The sequence below is a fragment of the Acinetobacter kyonggiensis genome, from assembly GCF_900107285.1.
GTDB lineage: Bacteria > Pseudomonadota > Gammaproteobacteria > Pseudomonadales > Moraxellaceae > Acinetobacter > Acinetobacter kyonggiensis.
In genome coordinates, this window is record NZ_FNPK01000019.1 from 1 (window position 1) to 21290 (window position 21290).

The 21290-nt window shown below is 38.6% G+C and carries 14 protein-coding genes and 2 pseudogenes; 4 read left to right on the forward strand and 12 right to left on the reverse strand.

Features of this window, described 5'->3' with window-relative positions; genetic code table 11:
- Positions 1-183: pseudogene (locus BLV99_RS13450) on the forward strand (IS30 family transposase); the annotation flags it as partial.
- On the opposite strand, the gene BLV99_RS13455 reads toward BLV99_RS13450, so the two are convergent.
- The 5 genes from BLV99_RS13455 to BLV99_RS13475 all read right to left on the reverse strand — a co-directional run bounded on the left by BLV99_RS13455 (position 174) and on the right by BLV99_RS13475 (position 8524).
- Entirely contained in the window at positions 174-2120 is a 1947-nt protein-coding gene (locus BLV99_RS13455) for a dynamin family protein (RefSeq protein WP_092691585.1), read from the reverse strand. The pseudogene BLV99_RS13450 and the gene BLV99_RS13455 sit on opposite strands and share 10 nt — an antisense overlap.
- Positions 2121-2160: 40 nt before the next feature.
- Positions 2161-5604: a DEAD/DEAH box helicase family protein gene (locus BLV99_RS13460; protein WP_092691588.1), complete on the reverse strand. Its 3444-nt coding sequence runs from the start codon at positions 5602-5604 to the stop codon at positions 2161-2163.
- A 19-nt stretch (positions 5605-5623) separates the two neighbouring features.
- A complete protein-coding gene (locus BLV99_RS13465; RefSeq protein ID WP_092691590.1) occupies positions 5624-6742 on the reverse strand; it encodes a restriction endonuclease subunit S in 1119 nt (372 codons plus the stop codon).
- Positions 6739-8220, reverse strand: a complete 1482-nt coding sequence (locus BLV99_RS13470) for a type I restriction-modification system subunit M (RefSeq protein ID WP_092691593.1) — start codon at positions 8218-8220, stop codon at positions 6739-6741. The genes BLV99_RS13465 and BLV99_RS13470 overlap by 4 nt, the downstream gene beginning before the upstream one ends.
- A 97-nt stretch (positions 8221-8317) precedes the next feature.
- Positions 8318-8524, reverse strand: a complete 207-nt coding sequence (locus BLV99_RS13475) for a helix-turn-helix domain-containing protein (protein WP_092691596.1) — start codon at positions 8522-8524, stop codon at positions 8318-8320.
- 94 nt (positions 8525-8618) lie between these two features.
- On the opposite strand from BLV99_RS13475, the gene BLV99_RS13480 reads away from it, so the two are divergent.
- Positions 8619-9098, forward strand: a complete 480-nt coding sequence (locus tag BLV99_RS13480) for a hypothetical protein (RefSeq protein ID WP_092691599.1) — start codon at positions 8619-8621, stop codon at positions 9096-9098.
- Positions 9099-9579: 481 nt separating this feature from the next.
- Here the strand turns inward: BLV99_RS13480 and BLV99_RS13485 are convergent, their stop codons facing one another.
- The 6 genes and pseudogenes from BLV99_RS13485 to BLV99_RS13510 form a co-directional block, all read right to left on the reverse strand.
- Complete coding sequence (locus BLV99_RS13485; RefSeq protein WP_092691602.1) at positions 9580-11517, reverse strand: BRCT domain-containing protein; 1938 nt, start codon at positions 11515-11517, stop codon at positions 9580-9582.
- 74 nt (positions 11518-11591) lie between these two features.
- Positions 11592-12752: pseudogene (gene ligA / locus BLV99_RS13490) on the reverse strand (NAD-dependent DNA ligase LigA); the annotation flags it as partial.
- A gap of 90 nt (positions 12753-12842) precedes the next feature.
- Positions 12843-13769 (reverse strand): cell division protein ZipA C-terminal FtsZ-binding domain-containing protein, encoded by a 927-nt coding sequence (locus BLV99_RS13495; protein WP_092691609.1) that lies wholly within the window; start codon positions 13767-13769, stop codon positions 12843-12845.
- 1 nt (position 13770) lies between these two features.
- On the reverse strand, positions 13771-17223 hold the full coding sequence (gene smc / locus BLV99_RS13500; RefSeq protein WP_092691612.1) for a chromosome segregation protein SMC: 3453 nt from the start codon (positions 17221-17223) through the stop codon (positions 13771-13773).
- 10 nt (positions 17224-17233) lie between these two features.
- Positions 17234-17929 carry a GntR family transcriptional regulator gene (locus BLV99_RS13505; protein ID WP_086164521.1) on the reverse strand — a complete coding sequence of 232 codons (696 nt, stop codon included), beginning with the start codon at positions 17927-17929 and terminating at the stop codon, positions 17234-17236.
- Positions 17930-18283: 354 nt separating this feature from the next.
- Positions 18284-19093 carry a sulfite exporter TauE/SafE family protein gene (locus BLV99_RS13510; protein WP_092691615.1) on the reverse strand — a complete coding sequence of 270 codons (810 nt, stop codon included), beginning with the start codon at positions 19091-19093 and terminating at the stop codon, positions 18284-18286.
- A 30-nt stretch (positions 19094-19123) separates the two neighbouring features.
- Here BLV99_RS13510 and BLV99_RS13515 point away from each other — a divergent pair, with 30 nt between their 5' ends.
- A complete protein-coding gene (locus BLV99_RS13515; protein WP_092691618.1) occupies positions 19124-19882 on the forward strand; it encodes a biotin--[acetyl-CoA-carboxylase] ligase in 759 nt (252 codons plus the stop codon).
- A gap of 9 nt (positions 19883-19891) precedes the next feature.
- Positions 19892-20638, forward strand: a complete 747-nt coding sequence (locus BLV99_RS13520; protein WP_092691621.1) for a pantothenate kinase — start codon at positions 19892-19894, stop codon at positions 20636-20638.
- Here BLV99_RS13520 and BLV99_RS13525 read toward each other — a convergent pair.
- Positions 20614-21198, reverse strand: a complete 585-nt coding sequence (locus BLV99_RS13525) for an RBBP9/YdeN family alpha/beta hydrolase (protein WP_092691624.1) — start codon at positions 21196-21198, stop codon at positions 20614-20616. The two genes, BLV99_RS13520 and BLV99_RS13525, sit on opposite strands and share 25 nt — an antisense overlap.
- Positions 21199-21290: the final 92 nt, after the last annotated feature.

Genomic DNA, 21290 nt, shown 5'->3' on the forward strand with positions numbered 1-21290 from the left:
ATTAGGCAATATTTACCTAAAGGGATTGATTTAAATCAGGCAGATCAGCATTATTTAAATCAAGTTGCCATGTCACTGAATACTCGTCCTAGAAAGGCGTTAGATTGGCTTACACCATTAGAGAAATTTGCTCAGCTTGTTGATTATCATATGGCTTTTGAAACTGTCGCACCTCATGTTTGAATTCGCCCAGCATCAACAATTAAAGAACTTTCATTTTGGCTTAAAAGCAAGTTAACAAGATTACCTTGCCCTTTTGAATAATAATGATCTAGATGTATTATTTCATGACTAGATCTTTCAAAACGATTCATCCTATCATGGCTTGCTATCGGAGAGTTTAAAAGTATATCAAATATATCCCGGGAAAATCTTTCTACGAGATATGTAAATCTATATGAATTGTGAGCAACTTCTGAAGTGATTTTCTTTATTATATTTTCACACAGCTCTTGAATCTCTTCGCTATATGAAGAATTTCCGGTTACAGCACTTGCAAAATCTTTAAGCAATAAGACTTCAATTTCTTTACAATTTTCATTAGTAATATCTTTGATTAAGTTTAGGTAATCTTCTAAATACTGTAGATGAATTTCATCTCTCATGTGTCTATTTACTTTCTCCACTTGTAAATCGACACGAATACTTTCATCAGTAAGAATTCTTACTTTATCAAAGAATTCTTCTTCAACTTCATTAAAATACTTATTACTTTCAATTTCCTCTTGAATTTTATTAGATAACCATTTTTCGTTATGAATCTGATGCTTTTTATTAAAAATAAATGTCTTAAGTTGCTCTCTTAATCTCTTCTGAATTTTACGATATTCCGCAGTAATAATTAAACTTTTTTGCTTATCAGAGGAAGTATCAATATTATATTTTGAATCATTATTTTGATGAATTTCTTCAAAAACAGTTTTAACACATTTTAAATTTGTATTTACTTTTTGTTTTAATATTTGAAATCTCTCAGTCTGATAATAATGTTCCAATTCAGATCTAATTGCATCTATACCCGAATCAATATCATACTTACATACATAATCTTTATCTTGAATAATGGATTTTTCAGAAACAAGATACTTATAAGCTGATCCCGCGAATACTCTTTTTTCCGTACCAATTTTATATTTTAGGACATCATTTTTTAGGATTTCATAGTTACCAATTAGTTGTTCAGGATTGTTTACTCTATCAATTTGATTACCAAAAACAAATAACTTATCTTTTAAAGCAATCCCATCACTATCAGTATTGTTTTTAATAACGCTTAATGATGTTCCTTGAATACTAGGATTGGTTCCAGCATTTGTAACTAGAATAATAGCATCAGCATTTTTTAAACGTTCTTCAGTTTGACGAATATGTAGTTTTGTTGGTGAGTCAAACCCAGGGACATCATAAATTATCGCTGTTTCTATTTGATTTAGCTTAGAAGATTCAATTTCAATTTTTTTCACACTTCTTGGTTTAGAAGTATCATTTTTTTCTCCTTTAATATAGGTTTGAAATTTCTCTTCATTTAACTCATCTCCATAAAATTCAATTTTCCCTCCATTTAAAGTCAATTTTGACTTAGATTTTAAAATGTCTAAAATCTCTTGATCTGTTTTACCTACATGATTTTTATGCAGTTGATTATTTTTTTCTTCTAAATTAGCAAAGTAGGTTTCAAATTCATTACTGTCTAAATCTTTAAAACTAATGCTTGTTGCTTCTGGATATTCAAGCTCCAAAAGCATGTCTTGAAAAATTTGATTAAATTCAGCTTCAGTATAAAACTCTACAGTAGCTTTATCCGATCCGCTAACTAATCTCGTTGTAGTAAAAGTACATCGTTCGGGTGCTGAAGGTAATACATAGTTATCAATCAAGGCATTAGCAAAAGTGGACTTACCAGCCTTCTCTAAGCCAACAATAGCAATTTCAAACTCATTACTCTCTAATTTGTGTTTGAGCTTTTTGTTCTTCTCACTATAGTTTTTAAGTTTTTCAAGTTGCTGACTATTTAACAGCTCTAAATCTACGTTGCTAATTAATTTGTTAATTAATAAACTTGTACGATCTATTTCATTGATTAATGTTGTTTTTTCCATTTCATATGAATGTGCATTCATAAATTAACCCCTAGTACATTATTAAATAAAATTTTAAAGTTTATGCCACCGCACTCTGATTAAATGCTTCAACAACCCCAAAAATATTGTCAGCATCTCCATCACCAAACACGCCATCTATCCCTTCATAATGGATTTGATTGAACGGTGGCTCATAAAGTTGCGATGCTTCTAAAATTCCTCGCATTGTTAAATGCTCAATAAGCATCTCCACAAAGCGAATCTGCTTCTCGTTATAGCTTGTACCATGTAAATATTTAGAAAATGCTTCCTGAACTGCCTGACGATCTAATCCAACTAAAGAACGGATAAACAACGGTAAAGACTTTTCAGTACCAAAACATTCTTCAAATTTGTCTTTGCTTTCCACTTCCTGAGCTTCAAAGACAAAACGCTCAAGCTCACTTAGGTCAGTTGGTGTTAGAGCTAGGCCACGCTTCAATTTAGCAATGGTAATGTGGTCTGCATTGGCTTTAATGAAACTCTCGACACGCTTACGGTACTGAGCAATGTTCACACCGCTTGAAACCACAGGAATATCTACTTCTGTTACATCACCTAATTCATCATCCAACATTGAGTACACGATGGTCGAGGTGGATTTCTCAATCAGTTTCACCAAACCACGAATGCGTTTACGCATGGATTCAAGCATTGGCAAGGTGATGCCTTTCCAATATTCAACAGTTTGAAGATCTTGGATTAATGCGATTTGTGCAGCGACTACAGGAATATTTTCTTTAGTTTCCAACTTGGAAGCGATTTCGATGACTTTATTGGCATAAACCTGAATTGCCTTATTATTCTTTTCCAACACAGCAAGTTCAATATTGTAGCAAAGCATATCAAATAGCTTGGCTTCTAGTGTCTCGGACTCTAGTTCGTTCGGAAGCTTAGAAATGTGTTCTCGTAATGTGCCAATTGCAAGGTCATCCAAATTGTCCCATGCAGTGTCATTTTTAAAATGTTCAACATGCTCAATTTCAGATTTAACAATGAAATTGTCCTTATTCATCGACTTCACTTCAGTATGCAAACTCTGACGCATTTCTTGCTGTACAGCTTTCATTTCTTCGGTTTGATAATCGGGTGAATTAAGCAAACTCAAAACATTCAATCGAGCCTTGAATAGGCGTTGTCCCAATGGTTCTGTGGTCGAAATAGGCGCACCATCAGGATTTTCATTGAAGTATTCAAAATTGGAACAGTAGTCGAAAATATAGAATTCTTTCTTGTCCATTTCAGGGGCAAACAGGTCTTTGCAAAGCCGTGTACCACGCCCAATCATCTGCGTAAACTTCACTTTTGAGCGTACAGACTTGAAGAAAACAAGGTTAACCACTTCAGGAACATCAATCCCTGTATCGAGCATATCTACAGAAATGGCAACTTGTGGATCAGCCAGATCCTTTTTACTGAAGCTATCAATCAAGCTCTGTGCGTACTTGGTCGAGTGTGTGATGACACGGGCAAACTTGCCGTCATAGTGCGGATAGTTTTTATCAAAGCGTTCCGCAATGAAGTTGGCATGGTTCTGATTGACTGCAAAAATGATGGTTTTACCCAACATATCTCCACCTTCAACCTTGATGCCATTTTCCATCAAGTGTTGAAGCATCTTGTCTACCGTACCAGTATTGAACAGTTCTTTGTTGATCTTGGATGCCGTTACCTCATCAGGAGCATCACCACCATCCCAATCCAGTTCATCCCAATGCAGTTTTTCTTCTTCTGAAAGCTCATCATATTTCACGCCTTCACGCATGAACTTCAATGGTACTGAATAGGCTTTAGGTGGCACGAGATAGCCATCGGCAATGGCTTGGTTTAAATCGTAGTAATCGGTTGGGACACCGCTTTCTAAGCCAAACAATGCATAGGTATCACGGTCTACTTCATCTCGTGGTGTGGCGGTCAAACCGACAAGCAAACTGTCAAAGTATTTAAAAATCTCACCAAACTTTTGGTACACACTACGGTGGGCTTCATCGACAATAATCAGGTCGAACATGCCTGTGCCGTATTTGCGTGTGCCATCCGCATTCATTTCATCAATCAAGCCCATCATGGTCTGATAGGTAGAAAGATAAACTCGTCCATTCTGTGTTTTGCTTTCCACCAAATTGACAGGTGCAGAATCAGGTAAGTTTGCTTTAAAGGCGTTGGTGGCTTGTACCACCAGTGAAGTACGGTCAGCGAGAAATAGGACTTTCTGCACCACATTGGCTTTCATCAACACATCGACCAAGGCAATCGCAGTACGGGTTTTGCCTGTACCTGTTGCCATGATGAGTAAGCCCGCACGTTCCTTACGTTGAAACGCAGCGAGCATGGCTTTGATGGCACGGGTCTGGTAGTAACGCTCTACAATATTGGCATTGATTGGGAAACTGCCAAGATCAGGGTTGTTTTTACGCCTTTCAATCAGGCGTTTCAGTTCAGCTTGAGTGTAGAAGCCATGAACTAAACGAGGTGGGCCACCTTGTACGTCATTCCAGATACGGGTGCGATAACCATTGGTGTAGAAGATAACAGGGCGTTGTCCTGTTTGCTGTTCTAAACAGTCAGCATAGAGTTTTGCCTGTTGTTGACCTACTTCAGGATCGACCGATGTACGTTTAGCTTCTACCAACGCCAAAGGTAAGCCATTGGCATCATACAGTACATAATCGACTGAACCTTTACCTGATGTGCTTGGCATTCCTGTGACTGGGACTTCTTCTCGTGCAGTAACACCAATTTCCCAACCTGCTTCTTCGAGCAGTAGATCAATTTTAAGCTTACGGGTTTCGTTTTCTTTATAGTCAGTATGGTCTTGAACTTTGCTATTAGCGAGTTTGGCTTGTTCGACTTGCTGACGTTTTTGAGCTAGATCAGCATCAATATTGGCGAGCAGTTTTTCACGTTCTTCTAAACTTGCAGACAGCTCTAGCAGCTTTTGTTCCCGTTCACGCAAAGCTTTGTGTTGTTCAGCAAATTCTTTATCAAAGGCTTTGGCTTCTTGCTGTAACTGCTCTTTGTTTGCTGTGACTTGTTGGGTGTTATCTGTGTTAGGAATCAGTTTAGGGTTAAATAGAACAGCCTGAGAGCGATCTTTTGATGGTGAGCCATAAGTACGCTCAAACCACACATAGATCAGGAATAAATGGCTGATGTGTTTAACGGTTTCTTCAGTGGTCAATTGTTTGAATTTTTTACCATGTACCGCACTGTTGCCCACCATGCGGATATTATCCATTTTGTCCCAAATGTAGGGCGGGATAATGTCTTTGAATTTTACATCACTGATCAGGCTATACAGGGATGGATCGTAAGGCTGAGTCAGTTTTTTATCGTATTGATAGAGCCAAAAGACAAGATTTTCTAAGGAATTTCGGGCAAACATCAAAGATGCTTGAGGGGAAATATACACGAGCTTTTCAGCTTCCTTCGCTGTGAGTGCTAGCTTGCTAAACTCAGGCTCTAAAAACTGAAAATTGCTCATACTTTCCCCTCAAATAATTTTATAAATTTCCGCTAAATGCTTGGTTTTGTAATGATTTAAATAATGTATCAGCTTTATCAAATGAAATATGCATTAATTTTGAATTACTGTGAATCATTTTATAAAATTGAGAAAACTTTAGCTGTAATTCAATAGGTGGTACGAGAATATTCCATTTTGAACATTGAGGAACAGATAAATGTTTTACTGTACTTCCTGAACTCATTTGTTCGTATTGGATTTTAAAGCTATCCGACATTAAAAAATATAAAAGATATTCAGGAGTAGTAAACTCTAGATTTACCCTATACAACATTAATCGCTGTCCCAGAAAAACTGAATCATCACTTTCTAAAATACCAACTTCTCCAACAGGTGCCTCCCTAGTTAGGATTACATCACCACGCTGAGGTGTCAGTCTTCTATTCCACTTATCAAAAGTTTCTTTTTCTACATAACGCACCAAAGATAGATCAACTTTGTAATTTCTAACATTTGTCGTTCTTATCATTTTATAGTGTGTTTCATATTCAACAATCGGGGCTGTTTTATTGACGCAGTCCACAATATTTGAACAAATTTTATCTATTGATGCTGTTTCCCAATTCTTAGGATTAGTTATAGGATCACCAAACATATCAATAAATGTAGCTTGTAAAAGCTGATCTAACTTTTCAATCGCTTGCTGACGTTTTTGGCGTAATTCATCTGCTTTATCTAAAATAGACGCAATTCGGCGTTGTTCTGAAAGTGATGGGAGTGGGATTTCCAATTCTTTTAGGAATTTATAATGTCTACTATATCCTGCATCAGGAATTTTGGCATATCTCAGATAATGATATAAATATTTAGTATCACATTCTGCTTTAGGCTTGAGAACTTTGACACCATCTGCCCCCATTGCAAATGGAAAATCAATAAACTTAATAGCTTTTGTATGATCACCAAAAATTACAACAGGTAAATCCGTACTTTTTACCAAATAGTCCTTATCATTTATATATCCTGCGATGAACTTTTTTCCTTGATCAACAACAGGATAATCTCCTTTAGCTAGAAAAAGCTCGTGGGGTAACTTTTGATTTCCACCTGATTTATCTTGGACAATATCTATGAATTTTGATACTGGAAATGTCATTTCAACATCTCCTTAAGCTTATTCATTCCTTTTATAATGTCCTGCTCAAGCTGCTCTAAATCTGCCAAAATCTTGCTTGGTGTTTCATATTCGACTTGCTCATACACTACTTCCTTATAGCGGTTAATCGACAAGTCATAACCATTAGCCGCAATATCAGCTTTATCAACTAAGAAACTTTGTTCTGTCGCTTTATGGTCAACTTCAGCATCCAAGTTCTTAAAACGAGCAATAATGTCAGCAATATTGTTATTTTCATGCTTAGAAGCATCTAACTCGTTGCGCTTGTCATCGAGTGAGTAACCATCTGCCTGCATGTCATAGAACCAAACCTTGTCCGTACCACCCGATTCAGTTTTGGTGAAAATCATAATGGCAGTTGAAACGCCTGCATACGGTTTAAATACACCTGAAGGCATCGAGATAATTGCTTCCAGCTTTTGCTCTTCTACAATCTTTTGACGCAAATCTTTATGTGCTTTAGAAGAACCGAATAACACACCATCAGGTACAATGATCGCAGCACGACCACCTGTTTTTAATATGCGTAAAAACAAGGCTAAAAACAGTAATTCAGTTTTTTTAGTTTTGACAATATCCTGAATATTCTTGGCACAGCTTTCGTAGTCTAGGCTGCCTGCAAATGGAGGGTTGGCAAGAATCAGACTGAACTGACTTTCAATGTGTGAATGTTCTTGGCTCAAAGAATCACGGTTTTCGATACTTGGGTTTTCAACGCCATGCAGCATCATGTTCATTGAACCAATACGAAGCATGGTGCTGTCGAAGTCATAACCAAAGAATGTTTCTTCACTGAAACGTTTTGCTGCTTCAGGATTGGCAAAAATCTCAGTGCTGTGATGTTCGTTTAAGTATTCACTGGCTGCAACGAGGAAGCCTGCTGTACCGCAAGCAGGGTCACAGATGGTATCTGTTGGTTTTGGCTGCATCATCTCCACGATCATCTTGATGATATGTCGAGGTGTACGGAACTGACCATTCTGACCTGCTGAAGCGATCTTACCGAGCATGTATTCGTAAATATCACCTTTGGTATCTTTGTCATCCATTGGTACTTCAGCCAACAGATCAACTACTTTAGTTAAAAGCGCAGCGTTTGGAATCGTAAAACGAGCATCTTTCATGTGATGACTGTAAGTAGTGTCATCTTCATTGCCAATGCTTTTAATGAAGGGAAAAACTTCATTGGCGATGGTGTCGAAAAGCTGCGTTGGATCGCCAAGCGTAATAAATTTTGACCAACGTAAATGATCTTGTTCAGGTGTGAAAATTGGCTTTTCTACAGCAGTTTTTAGGCGGTTGGCTTTCTTTTCTTTGGTGATCTGAATTTCATCTAGTCGGCGGATAAAGAGCAGATAAGTCATTTGCTCCATGACTTCTAAAGGATTGGAAATACCACCACTCCAAAAAGAGTTCCAGATCTGGTCAATTTTGCTTTTAATTTCGCCTGTAATCACACTGATGACTCTCAAATTTCTTTGAGGGTATTGTGGGAGAAATCAACAAAAAAAGCTATTTGAATTAAAGAAGATGCGACAGGACTCGGCGTTGAACTTATGGTAATAACTCTTTTGCATTGGTCTCTAATGCTCGTGCAATTTCATAAAGTTTTTCGACAGTGAGGTTGACCTCGCCACGTTCAATACGCCCCATATAGCTCCGATCAATTCCACATTGAAGTGCAAGAGATTCTTGTGTGATATTGGATTGTGTTCTTTTTTGACGGATCGACTGCCCAATTTTTGATGCTAATTCTGTCATTTTTACTAAAAAGTATAAAAAACAGTAATATCAGCAATTGAGGACTATACATCCACGGATTATAATCCTCTTTTCGTGTTATGAGATCAATCTGATGGCTAAACCTACTCCATTACCTTTCTATGATGAGTTCATGACAATTTTTAAGAATCATAATATCTCGAATTGGGAGGCTAAAGATTTTGTCAAATTGATAATGGGTAACAATGTAAAAATTAATAAAAAAAATCAATTTGAAATTTATAAAGCACTAAAGATACTTGTTCGTTATAAATATTTGAGTATTGATCCATCCCAATCGACACAAAATCGATTCAGCTACTGTGAAACAGAGTTAATGAATGAATTAAGAGTAAGTCCAATTCTTAATAAATTGGGACAAATATTTGAATTAAAGGAACTAGAACTCTTAAAACAGATTCAAGAAAAGGAACATAACATTTCTTTTATAAAATCACTTTGTGAAGATAATCCTGAAGTAACAGATTTTTTAAACAAAAAAATAGAAAAATTAAATGATGAAATTAGCTTAATCAAAAGCAATATATCTCTAATGGAAAATATTTTGGCGTAGATTTTAGCCAAAATTGAAATGTGCTGAATTTTTTTAGGAGTTTAAGTTGAGGTATTTCTAATGTGTAGCCAAATTTAGTGGCTATTCAAAAATTCCATAATATATACTATACATTACTATCTGGATGCGATTGATAAACCTCAAATATCTCATACTGCTATTTGCCCAAAGTGTGCTGTGGATGCGGTACTTGGTTCTGTCTCTGGCATTAAGATTAATAAAAGTCTGCTACAAAAAATGCAGAAACATTGGTTTTAATTTCGCAGAAAAAGAGTGCCCAGTGAGGCTCGGACTTTCATCACATGAAATCTAATGTCTCATGATCACCAAACACTTTTAGAAAAAAACAGGTTACTCTTGACTATGAAATAGCACATCTTTTTTGTGTCGCAATTTAGCTCAAACCTAATCTGGCGCTGGCACCAGAAAAACTGGGTAGCTATCAGCTTAGGCCTGAGCTAGTACAACTAAATATTTAAAGTTAACCAATTAAGTTAAGGTATTCCTGTTCAGTTAATACCTTAACGCCTTTATCACGAGCTGCATTAATCTTAGTTTCACCGACCTTGTCGCCAGTTACCAGATAGGTAGTTTTACCGGTAACAGTTTTAGCCACTTTAGCTCCAAGTGCTTTTGCATTCTTTTCCATATCGTCACGGGAACCTTGTTGCATCGAGCCAGTAAATACAACGACTGCTCCAGCTATAGGCGAATCTGAACTTTCTCTATCAGATTCATTGGGTGTAACACTTAAGTTGAAACCGAGGTTATATACTTTGAAAAACTCTTCTCTAACGTTTGCTAAACCTTCGACAATAGCTTCAGCGCTTAGTTGTGCAAATCCATCTATTTTAACCATATCCTCGACTGATATTTCGAAAACCTGAACTATGGCATGATGCCGAAGTAATTTCTCACAGTTTCCGCCAGCTAATCGGGTAACTCCAAATGCAGCAAGAAACCTCCAATCCTCTATTTCAATCTGTCTACTTGCTTGGAGTTGATCGATAAGATTCTGTGACGTTTTATCTCCAAATCCAAACTCTACAAATTGATGCTTAGGAATCTGATAGATTTCGTGGATGTGCTTAATACCTTGATTAGTTATTTTTTCAATCACCTTTGGCCCAAAGCCATCGACATTACCCAATGTTTTAAAAAAATGAATCAGTGTATTCTCGGTTTGGGCAGGACAGTCTGACTTATTCGGGCATATTAAATGATCGCCTTCCCAAATAAGGTGAGCACCACAACTAGAACAATTTTCAGGTAATTCTGGCTCTGCTCGTTTGATAACTTCTTCAATTTTTGGAATAACTAAGCCACTTCTGACTAGCTTAATGATTGCGCCAGGACCAACCCCATTTGTCTTCACCATATTATAGTGATGAACGGTTGCCCTGCTTAAAGTAGCCCCACTAAGTTTTGTCGGAACCAATTCAGCTACTGGTGAAACTCGACCAGTCCTTGAAGTCTGATGAACAACTCTCAATACTTCGACTTCAGCCGATTCTTCATTCACTTTAAAAGCGATTTGCCACCTATGAAATTTTCTCGTAGAGCCCATATGCTCTTTAATCGGTGCATTTGTTGATTCTAAGACTAATCCATCAATATCAAAATCAACTGAGTTCCACATACTTTCAAGAATACTATCAAATTTTGACAACAACTCTTCAATACTTCCCGTCCATTTATCTAATAGTGAAAAAGGGTAGAAGACACAGGCACCTTCATCAATTGCCTTTTGAACATCTTCATCAACTTTCTTTTCAGCAATAATTGCTGCTTGGATATTGCGTGAGTTTTCAAACTTTTCACTCAACAGTTCATTAAAGTAACTTTTCTTGATTACGATTTCGCCAGGGCCTAAACCTCTTCCTGCGTTTTTTGCTACTTTGAGTCCTCGTTCAAATGCACGAGTAATATCTTGACCTCTTGTCCCATCACCTCGGGTGTAGAGAGTTATGCCGTCATCATAAGCAGCATAACCATCAAGTTTTGGTGTAACTTTAATATTGATTAAATCTCGATTAAATCCAATTTCAGACGCGGCTTTTGTAATTCTTTCCGTCCATTTTTTAATTTCTTCAAAAGAATATGCTTTATCAGTAGAAAGCATTTTCTTTGGAAGTGGGACAGTCTTGCTATCGATTAAAAATTCAGGCTCTACATTTAATAAGAATGGATTCTCGGGATCATAAATTTTCAAGTAGCTAAGATATTCATCATACTTCTCATCCTCAATAATCGGATAACCGGATCTGTAAAGAGCATTGGCAACTTTAAGCAATGTTTCCAACTCTTCAAAACTGTGATCATTAGAAGAAAATAACTTCTCTGCATCGTCTATATCTGAATTAAGCCCTAGCTTTTCAATAATGGCGATTTGGTTGTCGTTAAATTTATAGTTAGACATTATTGCTACCCTTATACTGCCATTTGAAAATCTAATTGAGTTCTACTTGAAACACTTGAGTTCATGGTGACACCTACATCGCCACTGCGGTATACACTGACGGTATCGCCAACGCGGACATCTAAACGATGGATTTCACCAATATTATGCAATGTCACATTGGATACAGTGACCCCGCCTACAGCAACTGGATTTAACCGTGCGACTGGGGTTAAAGTTCCCGTCCGACCCACTTGCCAATCAATATTTTCAACCGTGGTTAAAGCGGCAACGGCTGGAAATTTATAGGCAGTTGCCCAACGTGGCTCACGACTTAGAAAACCCAACTGTTGTTGCTGTTTTAGATCATCGACTTTGACGACCATGCCATCAATTTCAACGCTTAAGTTTGGGCGTTCTGCATTGATCTGTTCATATTTTTCTTGGACTTCTTGAATGCTATCGCAAACAAAATGGCGCTCACCGACAGCAAAACCAAAATTGGTTAACCACTGTAAGCTTTCGGACATTGATGTTAAGCCATGATTTGGTTCACATTGTGCAATACCATAGGCATAAAATGCCAAAGGACGAGATGCCGCGACTGCTGGGTCTAACTGACGTAAACTACCTGCTGCTGCATTACGTGGATTGGCAAAAGTCTTTTCACCTTTGGCTTCATTCTCCGCATTCAGTTTCTCAAAGCCCGCTTTCGGCATTAACACTTCACCACGCACTTCTAACAGTGTCGGAATTTTCACCAAATCAGAACTTAAAACCTTCGGTAAGTTACGAATGGTTTTAACATTTTGAGTAATATCTTCCCCTGTTTCACCATCGCCACGGGTCACACCACGAACCAATATCCCGTTTTCATACCACAGTGAAATCGCCAAGCCATCAAATTTTAATTCCACATCATATTGAATTTTCTGATTCGGCAAGCGTTCTTCAATACGACGTGCAAATGCAAATAGATCTTCTTGATTAAATACATTACCCAATGACAGCATGGGTACAACATGGGTAATACTGTCAAATTTAGGCAGTGCTTGACCGCCCACTTTATTGGTCGGTGTATCGGCTTGTATACATTCTGGATATTGTTGTTCTAACGCTTTCAACTGATGAAACAATTGATCATATTCACTATCTTCAATGGTCGGTTGATCCATTACATAATAAGCATGATTATGCTTGGCTAAAATTTGGATCAATTGACGCATTTGCGCTTTGATAGTTGAATCTTGAGTCATTTCTTCACCATAAAAAAGGGCGGTCTATTTTCCGCCCTTAAAAAATTTTATCTACTCGCTATTATAGAAATCGAGTGCTTCTGTTTCAAACTAAACTTCTGCTGCATGTCCTGAACGGTAATCAATCGCCTGATGACGCCATTGCTCACGTAACTGTGGCGTAAATTCTTGATTATTTTGATCGTAAACAGTGCCATCAATTTCACGGGCAATTAAGCGCGAAATACTGTCCATGGTATCAAAGGCATTTTGTACGTCACTATGTGGTAACGCTAAGAAAAATGCTAAACCTTTGACTTGTTCAGTGGACAAGGTTTCAAGGTCAAAACCAGCCGCGCCTTCATCGGTGATTTGTAAAACGGAAAAGAGTAATTTGCTATCGTCTTGACTATAACGATGGAAACACGCCATTTCACCAAAACGTAGACCATATTTAAGCAAGACTTTTAAGGTTTTTTCACCTGAAAGCACACGACGTTCTGGATAAATATTTAACGCAATGAATTCAACCGCAGTGGATAATGCACTTTCCTCATCAACACGCTGCTGTTCATGTAAATGCTCATCCAAAATGCTGCTTTCATCTTCAAACTCTGAAATTTCAGCTTTGGCGATATTGGCATTCAGACTAAATTCTGCCGCTTCTTTTGCTTCGGTTTTTTTCAATTGAGCGGGTTGTTCAGTTGCAACATCGACCGCTTTAGCCAGTTCAGGTTCAAGCGAATCTACACCTGATTCAATATTGTTACTACTTTCAGCTGCGTTAGCCTCAGTATTTTCAGTTTTTTCTTCTGTACTGGTTAAATCTTGAGTCGCTTCAATGCTTGACGTTTCTGCGGCATTTTGTAATTGATCACGTACATGGCGAGGAATCACAGGCTGCTGGCTATCTGAGTCGACATGCAGTTCTGAATCCAATGAAGGTGCTGCATCAGCAGGTTTTTTAAACAGCATTTTTAAACCGAATAACATAATGATAACGGCGATAACAATACCAACGACGGTTGTGACTTCCATATTATGACTCCGCGACTAAACCGTATTCTTTTGCCTGTTCCAAATCGACAGTGACTAATTTTGATGTACCGGGTTCTGGCATGGTAACACCTAACAAATCGGTTGCCATCGTCATTGCAACTTTATTATGAGTAATGTAAATGAATTGTACTTGTTCAGAAAGCTCTTTTACCAAATTACAAAATCTTCCCACATTGGCATCATCCAAAGGTGCATCCACTTCATCTAAAACACAGAACGGTGCTGGATTCAGACGGAAGATTGCAAACACCAATGCCAATGCCGTGAGTGCTTTTTCACCACCAGACAATAATGCCAAAGAACTGTTACGTTTACCCGGTGGACGAGCCATTAGTTTTACACCCGATTGCCAGTCATCTTCAAGACTTAAACTCGCTTCCCCACCATTAAATACTTTAGGGAACAAATCTTGTAGCTCGATATTGACCCGATCAAAGGTGGTCATAAACAATTTGCGGGTTTCTTGATCAATACTTTTCATGGCATTTTTTAATTGATCAACCGTTTTTTCCAAATCTTCAATTTGGTGACTCAACTCGGCAAAACGCTTCGATACTTCTTCATATTCTTCCGAGGCAGCTAAATTCACCGCGCCCAACTTATCAAAGCGTTGTTGTGCTTTTTCTAGCTGTTGTTGATGTGCCAGCAAATCAATGCTTAAACCTGCAATGACTTCACTATTTAAAGCTGTCAATTGTTCTGAATAATGCTGCAAATCAGATTTCGTGACTTGCCAAGCCAGACGTTTTTCTTCCAATTGACCACGTAATTTTTCATCGTGTTGTTGCTGTTGATGACGCTGCTTAGTCAAAGATTGCTGTTTTTCTTGCAAATTATTCAGTTCAACTTGCCATTCATGCCAAGTCTTTTGCAATTTCTCTGTCACTAGGGCTTGTTGATTAAATTGTGACTCCAGTGCGGGTAATTCCAATTGCACAGGATCGATAAAATTTTTCGCTTGTGCCATTTGTAGCATAATTTGTTGATATTGCGCTTTTAAGAATGAAGCATCTTTTTCCAATAGTTCAGTTTGCTGTCCCGTTTGTGCGGTCTGACGACGCAGCAACTCCAATTCCTGTTGCGCCTGCTGCCAAATTTGTTGCGTATTTTCAAGCTGCTCGGTAAGTTCCTCAACTTGAAATTGCATGGTTTTATAATGCGGTAAAGCCTGTTCCAATTTCAAATTTAAGGCATGCAAATCAATTTCCAAATCATCTTTTTGCATAGCATCTTCTTCCAGCTGCTCATCCAGTTGTTGTAACTGATGTTGCAATTGTTGCTTTTGCACTGAAAATGCCTGAACTGTGCTTTGTACTTGCGCTATTTTGACATCAAGCTGTTGCAATGCCGTTTGCTGTTGCTTTAACGTCTCTTGCTGATCTTGAATATTTTTTTGCAAGGTTTGAATGTGTTGTAGCACTTCTGGCACTTGTTGTTCAGCCACTTCAAGCTTTGGTAACTGCTGTGCCAGTGTACTTTCAATTTCATCTAAACGAATGCGATGGCTGAGTACCCCTTGCCCTGCTTGACTGGCTTCATCATAAAATAAACCAATCACCCAATCCACACCGACATGATAGCCATCCAGACTTAAAATGGACTGCCCTAAGCCTAATTGGCTTTGCAAAGACAATGCCTGAGTTAAAGTGTCTGCCACAGCCACCTGCTGCCAAATGGAATGCTGGGGTGACTCAATCCAATCGGCCAAACACGCTAAATCCGCTAACTGAATCCGATTTTGTAAAAGAGTACTTTTAAGCTGACGAGCAATACTTTCAGCAAAATGAGCATTCGCATCTAATATTTGTGCAGAAAGCCATTTCGCCAAAAACTTTTCAATTAAATTGGCATGCGGTTTGGCTTGATCTTTCAGCTTGAATACCTGCATCAATTGCACAGTATCCTTCTGAACTTTCGGACTGTTTTTAATCAGCAATTGATTCAGATTTTTTTGTTCCGATTGCAACACCTGAATTTCAGACTTCAAACTGGAAACAACATTTTTCTGCTGCGTATATTGTGCCTGTGCTAACTCTAATGTTTGTTTCTGGGTTTGAATATTTTGTTCTAACTGCTCAAACTGCTGTGTGAATTGAATTTTGTCCTGCTCAAGCTGTTCAATATCATCATGCTGATTTTGCTGTTGGATTTGAGCAGTTTGCTGTTGCAAGGTTTGCTTTTGCTGTTCTATTCGGATGATATTTTTGGCTAATTGCTCACTTTGCGCCAACATTTGCAGCTTGTGCTGTTGCTGTTTTTCAACCTGAGTTTTGACCAATTCAAATTGCTGTTGCACCTGTTGTTGTTGTGCTTTCAAACCACCCACATTTTGGCTTTGATCTTGGCTCTGACTTTCTTGCTGCTGTAATTGCTCGCTCTGCTGTTCATATTGCGCTTGCAAGGTTTCAATTTGCAATTCAATCAGCTGTAGTCGTTCTTTGGTTTGTAATTTTTGTTGTTCTAACTGCGTTAAAGTCGAGGTATTCTGTTGAAATAAAGACTGTTTTTGTTCCAGTGTCATTTTTAATTCAGAACATTTTTTCTCTGCCTGTTGCCATTCGTTTTGCAAAGGCGTGGACTGTTGAATCAGGCGTTGAAATAATTCACTGGTTGCCGTTAAATCATGTTCTAAAGTACTCAGTTCCGAGCGAACTAACTTAAAGCTTTCCCCCAAGTCATTCATCTGCACAGTATATTCTTGCTGCAAGCGGCTGCTTTGCTCACATTGAAATGACAACACTTCAATTTTGATGGTACGAATCTGAGTTTCAAGTTCTTTGTATTGCACAGCGGTTTCAGACTGACGTTTTAGCGTTTTCAGCTGTGACTTCAGTTCCGCATTAATATCTTCCAGACGCGATAAATTCTGTGTGGTGTGATCGAGATGCAACAACGTTTCACGACGACGGGCCTGATAACGTGAGACTCCCGCAGCTTCCTCAATAAATACGCGCATTTCATCAGGTTTGGCATCGACCAGACGGTTAATCATGCCTTGTTCAATAATTGAATATGAACGTGGCCCTAGACCTGTACCCAGAAAAATATCGGTGATATCACGACGACGGCATTTAGTACCATTTAAGAAATATTCAGACTTGCCATCACGGTTGACCTGACGACGTACTGCTAATTCATTGTAGGCATTGTATGTCCCACCGAGCTTGCCATAGGTATTATCAAAGCGTAATTCAACACTTGCCACACCGACAGGTTTACGTTTTGCTGTACCCGTAAAAATGACATCCTGCATGCTACCGCCACGCAGTTGCCGTGCGCTTGATTCACCCATGACCCAACGAATGGCATCAATCACATTGGATTTACCACAGCCATTTGGCCCAACCACAGCGGTACGATTCGCCTTGAAGTGTAAAGTCGTACTATCGGCAAAAGATTTAAAGCCGGAAAGTTTTAAGCTGCTTAAACGCATAATGTCCTGATTAACGTCGTGAACGTCTTGCCCATGCAAGTTCGATTTGTTTCATCCGTGTTAGAGATTCCAACACAAGGTTACGCAAGTGTCGACAAAAATCGTCCATAAATAAAGTAGCTTGTTGTGATTTTCGGATCAAAACTGCATCAGTCACCAACTTAAACAATTCAAATGATTCCTGTAGCTCACGGCGAGAGATATTTAAGGTTAAAAAATAGCTGCGACGCAATGACGGCAGCAACTCTTGATAGAACTTGATTAAATAGGGATTACCGACCATCTCTTGTTGCCGTGCTAAACCCTGAAAGATTAAATCATAGAATTTTTCAGTATGTCCCTGACGTGTTTCCTCATGCAATTGTGTCAATAATGCTTGAATTCGTTCAGCTTCATGCGTGCGCCAAGCTTCTGCCATACGCTGCACAATTTGCCCCAAGAGCAAAGCACTCATATCAAACAAAGCACGCACTTGCTGCGCAGACATTTCTGACACAACCGCACCACGACGTGGGTAAATTTCAATCAGCTGTGTTCGCTCTAATAGCAGTAATGCTTCGCGTACAGAACCTCGACTCACATCAAGCTCAGCCGAAATTCGCAACTCTTGGATGCGTTCACCTTCTACCAGTTCGCCACGAATAATTTGCTCACTAATATGTTTGGCAATTTGTTCGGACAAACTCTCCTTCCCCTGTTCGTGCATACTATTCCTATCTTGTTTTTATAAGATGCAATCGAAAAACGGTCATAAATACTGACTGATATTCTCTTTTACTCAATTGTAACCATAAAGAAAATGACATTGTCAGACAATTTTTAAGTCTATACAGTCAATTTTAAAAAAATGAAATCATTGACTTGCATGAGAAGCGCATGCGCACCTGAAAAATAGACCTAAATTCTATTTGTTAGTCCTATTTTCCTTTTTTGACCTTGGCATAAAAAGGATGCCGATTAAAAATCTAAGCGATACAGCGTCATTAAATATAGAACAAAGATGTGCAGGATTTCATCATCACGTAGCTTAAGCCAGCTATTTTTAGTTTAATTTACAAAGTTAAAAATAGTTTGAAAAGCCTTGATAAATAAAATATGAACCAACGACGGTTAAAAGACAGGCAAAGCATCTTTTCAGCATAGCTGGCGATAACTTATGTGCTACTTTAGCCCCCAGTTTCGCTGTAATAAAGCTCATCACGCTAATCCCAATAAAAGCATAAACATGTACATAACCAATACTATGCGGCACTTCAACGGTTGCATTCGCACCAAACCACATGAAGCCTAATGCACCCGCAATGGCAATAGGTAACCCGCCTGCTGCCGACGTTGCTACTGCTTTTTGAATGACCACGCCATGACGATTTAAATAAGGTACGGTAAGGCTGCCACCGCCAATGCCAAAAATAGCCGATGCAATGCCAATACCACCACCTGCAAGCATTTGCATACCTTTGGCAGGTAAGTGCTGAGAAGGATCAATACGTTTACTTGCACCGTTAAACATGCCATATCCCACCCAAATCGCAAAAAAACCGATCAGCAATTGCAAACCCTGACCCGAGATATAATCCGCAATACCCGCACCTATAAATGAGCCGAAAGCCAGACCGGGTGCTAAATTACGAAAGACATCCCACATCACAGCACCACGTTTGTGATGTGCTGAAACAGAGCTAATGGAGGTCACAATAATCGTCGCTAAGGATGTACCCACAGCCAAATGCATAATGACCGAAGCATCATAATGTAACTGGGTAAACACAATATATAAAATAGGTACAATAATGAGACCGCCACCGACCCCAAATAGTCCAGCAGTAAAACCCGCCATTGCACCAATCAACAAATATATGATTAACTCCATGATTCACATTCCACTGCTGCTTAAATTTAAATGGATTTAGAGACTCGACAACTGCAAAAAATCCTCGACGACGCTCATCAGCGCCCTGAAGTATTAATACTGAAACCCGTCACAACTTCAACCAATGATGATGTCCGTGAAATTGCGCTCAAAGGTGTTCACAGCGTTTTAGTCTGTAGCACAAAGCAAACTCAAGGTCGTGGACAACGTCAACGACAGTGGGTATCACCTGAAGGGAATATCTATTTAAGCACATTGCTGAATACACGAACACCCATTGATGGGCGTCTTGCCCTTGAAATTGCATTAAATATTTTGCAAATGCCAAGTCTTAAAAACTTAAATCTGCAAGTCAAATGGCCGAATGATCTCTATAGTACACAAGGCAAATGGGGCGGAATTTTAGTTGAACCGCTTTCCCCACATCAAGTGATTGTCGGTGTTGGCATCAATCTTGATCCTATTCCCCAAGAAAATATTGACCAGCATGCAACAGCATTAAGTGAATTAGGCTTGAGCTATATTTCTCGTCCTCAGCTGGTTGCCGAGTTATATATGGCCATTCAACAGGCCAGTGAATGGTTTGATCATGATTGTTACAACCTTGCTGTTCGTTTTAACCACTATGCGGCATTTAAAAATCAAGCGGTTGAATTTGAACATCATTCAGGGCTCTGTTCAGGTATTTTTATTGGTATTCAAGATGATGGTGCGGTGAACATTGAAACCAGCGCAGGTTTACAACAATTTTATCAAGGTCGCTTACGTCGCTTAGAAACCTCTCTTTAGAGAAATACAATGAAGAATTTATGGTTAGATATTGGCAATACGCGGCTTAAATATTGGATTACTGATAACAATCAAGTGATCGAACATGCGGCAGAAATGCATTTACAATCTCCCGCAGATTTACTTTTAGGTCTGATTCAACACTTTAAAGCACTTAAACTGCACAATGTAGGCGTGTCTTCAGTACAAGACAAAAAAAATAATGACCGTATTCAACGCATCTTAAAAAGCCTCAACATTCCTGTGGTCTTTGCCAAAGTTCATGCTGAATATGCAGGTCTACGTTGCGGGTATGATGATACCACTCAGCTGGGAATTGATCGTTGGCTACAAGTTTTAGCGGTCGCACATGACCCCAAGCAAAATTATTGCATCATTAGTTGTGGCACGGCTTTAACCATTGATCTTGTGGATGGTTTACAGCATTTAGGTGGCTATATTTTACCCAATCTATATTTGCAACGTGACTCACTGATTCAAAACACCAAAGGCATTAAAATTCCTGATGCAGCTTTTGATGAGCTTACACCAGGACGTAATACCATTAATGCAGTGCATCACGGTATTGTTTTAGGCTTGGTCAGTGCAATCGAAAAAGTGTTGCAACAATCACCACGAAAATTAATCTTAACGGGTGGTGATGCCGCTTTATTTGCCAAGTTTCTTACACCCTATCAACCCAATATTGAGCCAGATTTATTACTCAAAGGCTTGCAGTCATTTATTCAACATTATCCTGAAACCAATATTGGTTGAAGTAATCCCCATAATTGCGGAAATTCGCTAAAGCCATCTTGACGCATAAAATGCCCCGCTTCTTTTACAACGTGTATTTGGGCATTAATAAAATGCCCAAATTGTAATGCCAATGGTGGTGGAATATAAGGATCATCACTGGACAGCAACTGTAAACTCAAAGGCATTTTGGTCTGTAATAAACCACTATCCAAACGTGCCTGTGCAATAAAATCATCTAATTCAGGTCGGCTTGGTAGCTTGGACTTCAATCCAGAAATAAAAATTCCCGCTTTAATTTTCTGACCTCTATTTTTAAAATGTTGATTCAGATAATGCAGCACACTGATACAACCTAAACCGTGTGCGACAATAATCGTATTTTTATCCAACTCACGAATTTGCATGTGTAGCGCCTGCTGCCAATGGTGGAATTCAGCTTGATTAGATTCAGGCAATACGATACGTTTAGAAATATGCCCTGCTTGTTGTATGCTCTGGCTGAGCCATGGAAACCAATGATCATTGCTTGACGCTTGATAACCATGAATAATATAAATTTTCTTTTGCTGTATATTCATAAATAATTATTTTTCTTATTAGAATTGGGGAAATAACAGCCTAAAATAGTGTGCTTTTTCACCAACAAAAAATATGAGTATTTTGTAATTTT

What these genes read in the sequence shown, in the direction of transcription:
- BLV99_RS13455 (WP_092691585.1), bottom strand. Translation starts at nt 2,120, where the DNA reads ATGAATGCACATTCATATGAAATGGAAAAAACAACATTAATCAATGAA.
- BLV99_RS13460 (WP_092691588.1), bottom strand. Translation starts at nt 5,604, where the DNA reads ATGAGCAATTTTCAGTTTTTAGAGCCTGAGTTTAGCAAGCTAGCACTC.
- BLV99_RS13465 (WP_092691590.1), bottom strand. Translation starts at nt 6,742, where the DNA reads ATGACATTTCCAGTATCAAAATTCATAGATATTGTCCAAGATAAATCA.
- BLV99_RS13475 (WP_092691596.1), bottom strand. Translation starts at nt 8,524, where the DNA reads ATGACAGAATTAGCATCAAAAATTGGGCAGTCGATCCGTCAAAAAAGA.
- BLV99_RS13480 (WP_092691599.1), top strand. Translation starts at nt 8,619, where the DNA reads ATGGCTAAACCTACTCCATTACCTTTCTATGATGAGTTCATGACAATT.
- BLV99_RS13485 (WP_092691602.1), bottom strand. Translation starts at nt 11,517, where the DNA reads ATGTCTAACTATAAATTTAACGACAACCAAATCGCCATTATTGAAAAG.
- BLV99_RS13495 (WP_092691609.1), bottom strand. Translation starts at nt 13,769, where the DNA reads ATGGAAGTCACAACCGTCGTTGGTATTGTTATCGCCGTTATCATTATG.
- smc (WP_092691612.1), bottom strand. Translation starts at nt 17,223, where the DNA reads ATGCGTTTAAGCAGCTTAAAACTTTCCGGCTTTAAATCTTTTGCCGAT.
- BLV99_RS13505 (WP_086164521.1), bottom strand. Translation starts at nt 17,929, where the DNA reads ATGCACGAACAGGGGAAGGAGAGTTTGTCCGAACAAATTGCCAAACAT.
- BLV99_RS13510 (WP_092691615.1), bottom strand. Translation starts at nt 19,093, where the DNA reads ATGGAGTTAATCATATATTTGTTGATTGGTGCAATGGCGGGTTTTACT.
- BLV99_RS13515 (WP_092691618.1), top strand. Translation starts at nt 19,124, where the DNA reads ATGGATTTAGAGACTCGACAACTGCAAAAAATCCTCGACGACGCTCAT.
- BLV99_RS13520 (WP_092691621.1), top strand. Translation starts at nt 19,892, where the DNA reads ATGAAGAATTTATGGTTAGATATTGGCAATACGCGGCTTAAATATTGG.
- BLV99_RS13525 (WP_092691624.1), bottom strand. Translation starts at nt 21,198, where the DNA reads ATGAATATACAGCAAAAGAAAATTTATATTATTCATGGTTATCAAGCG.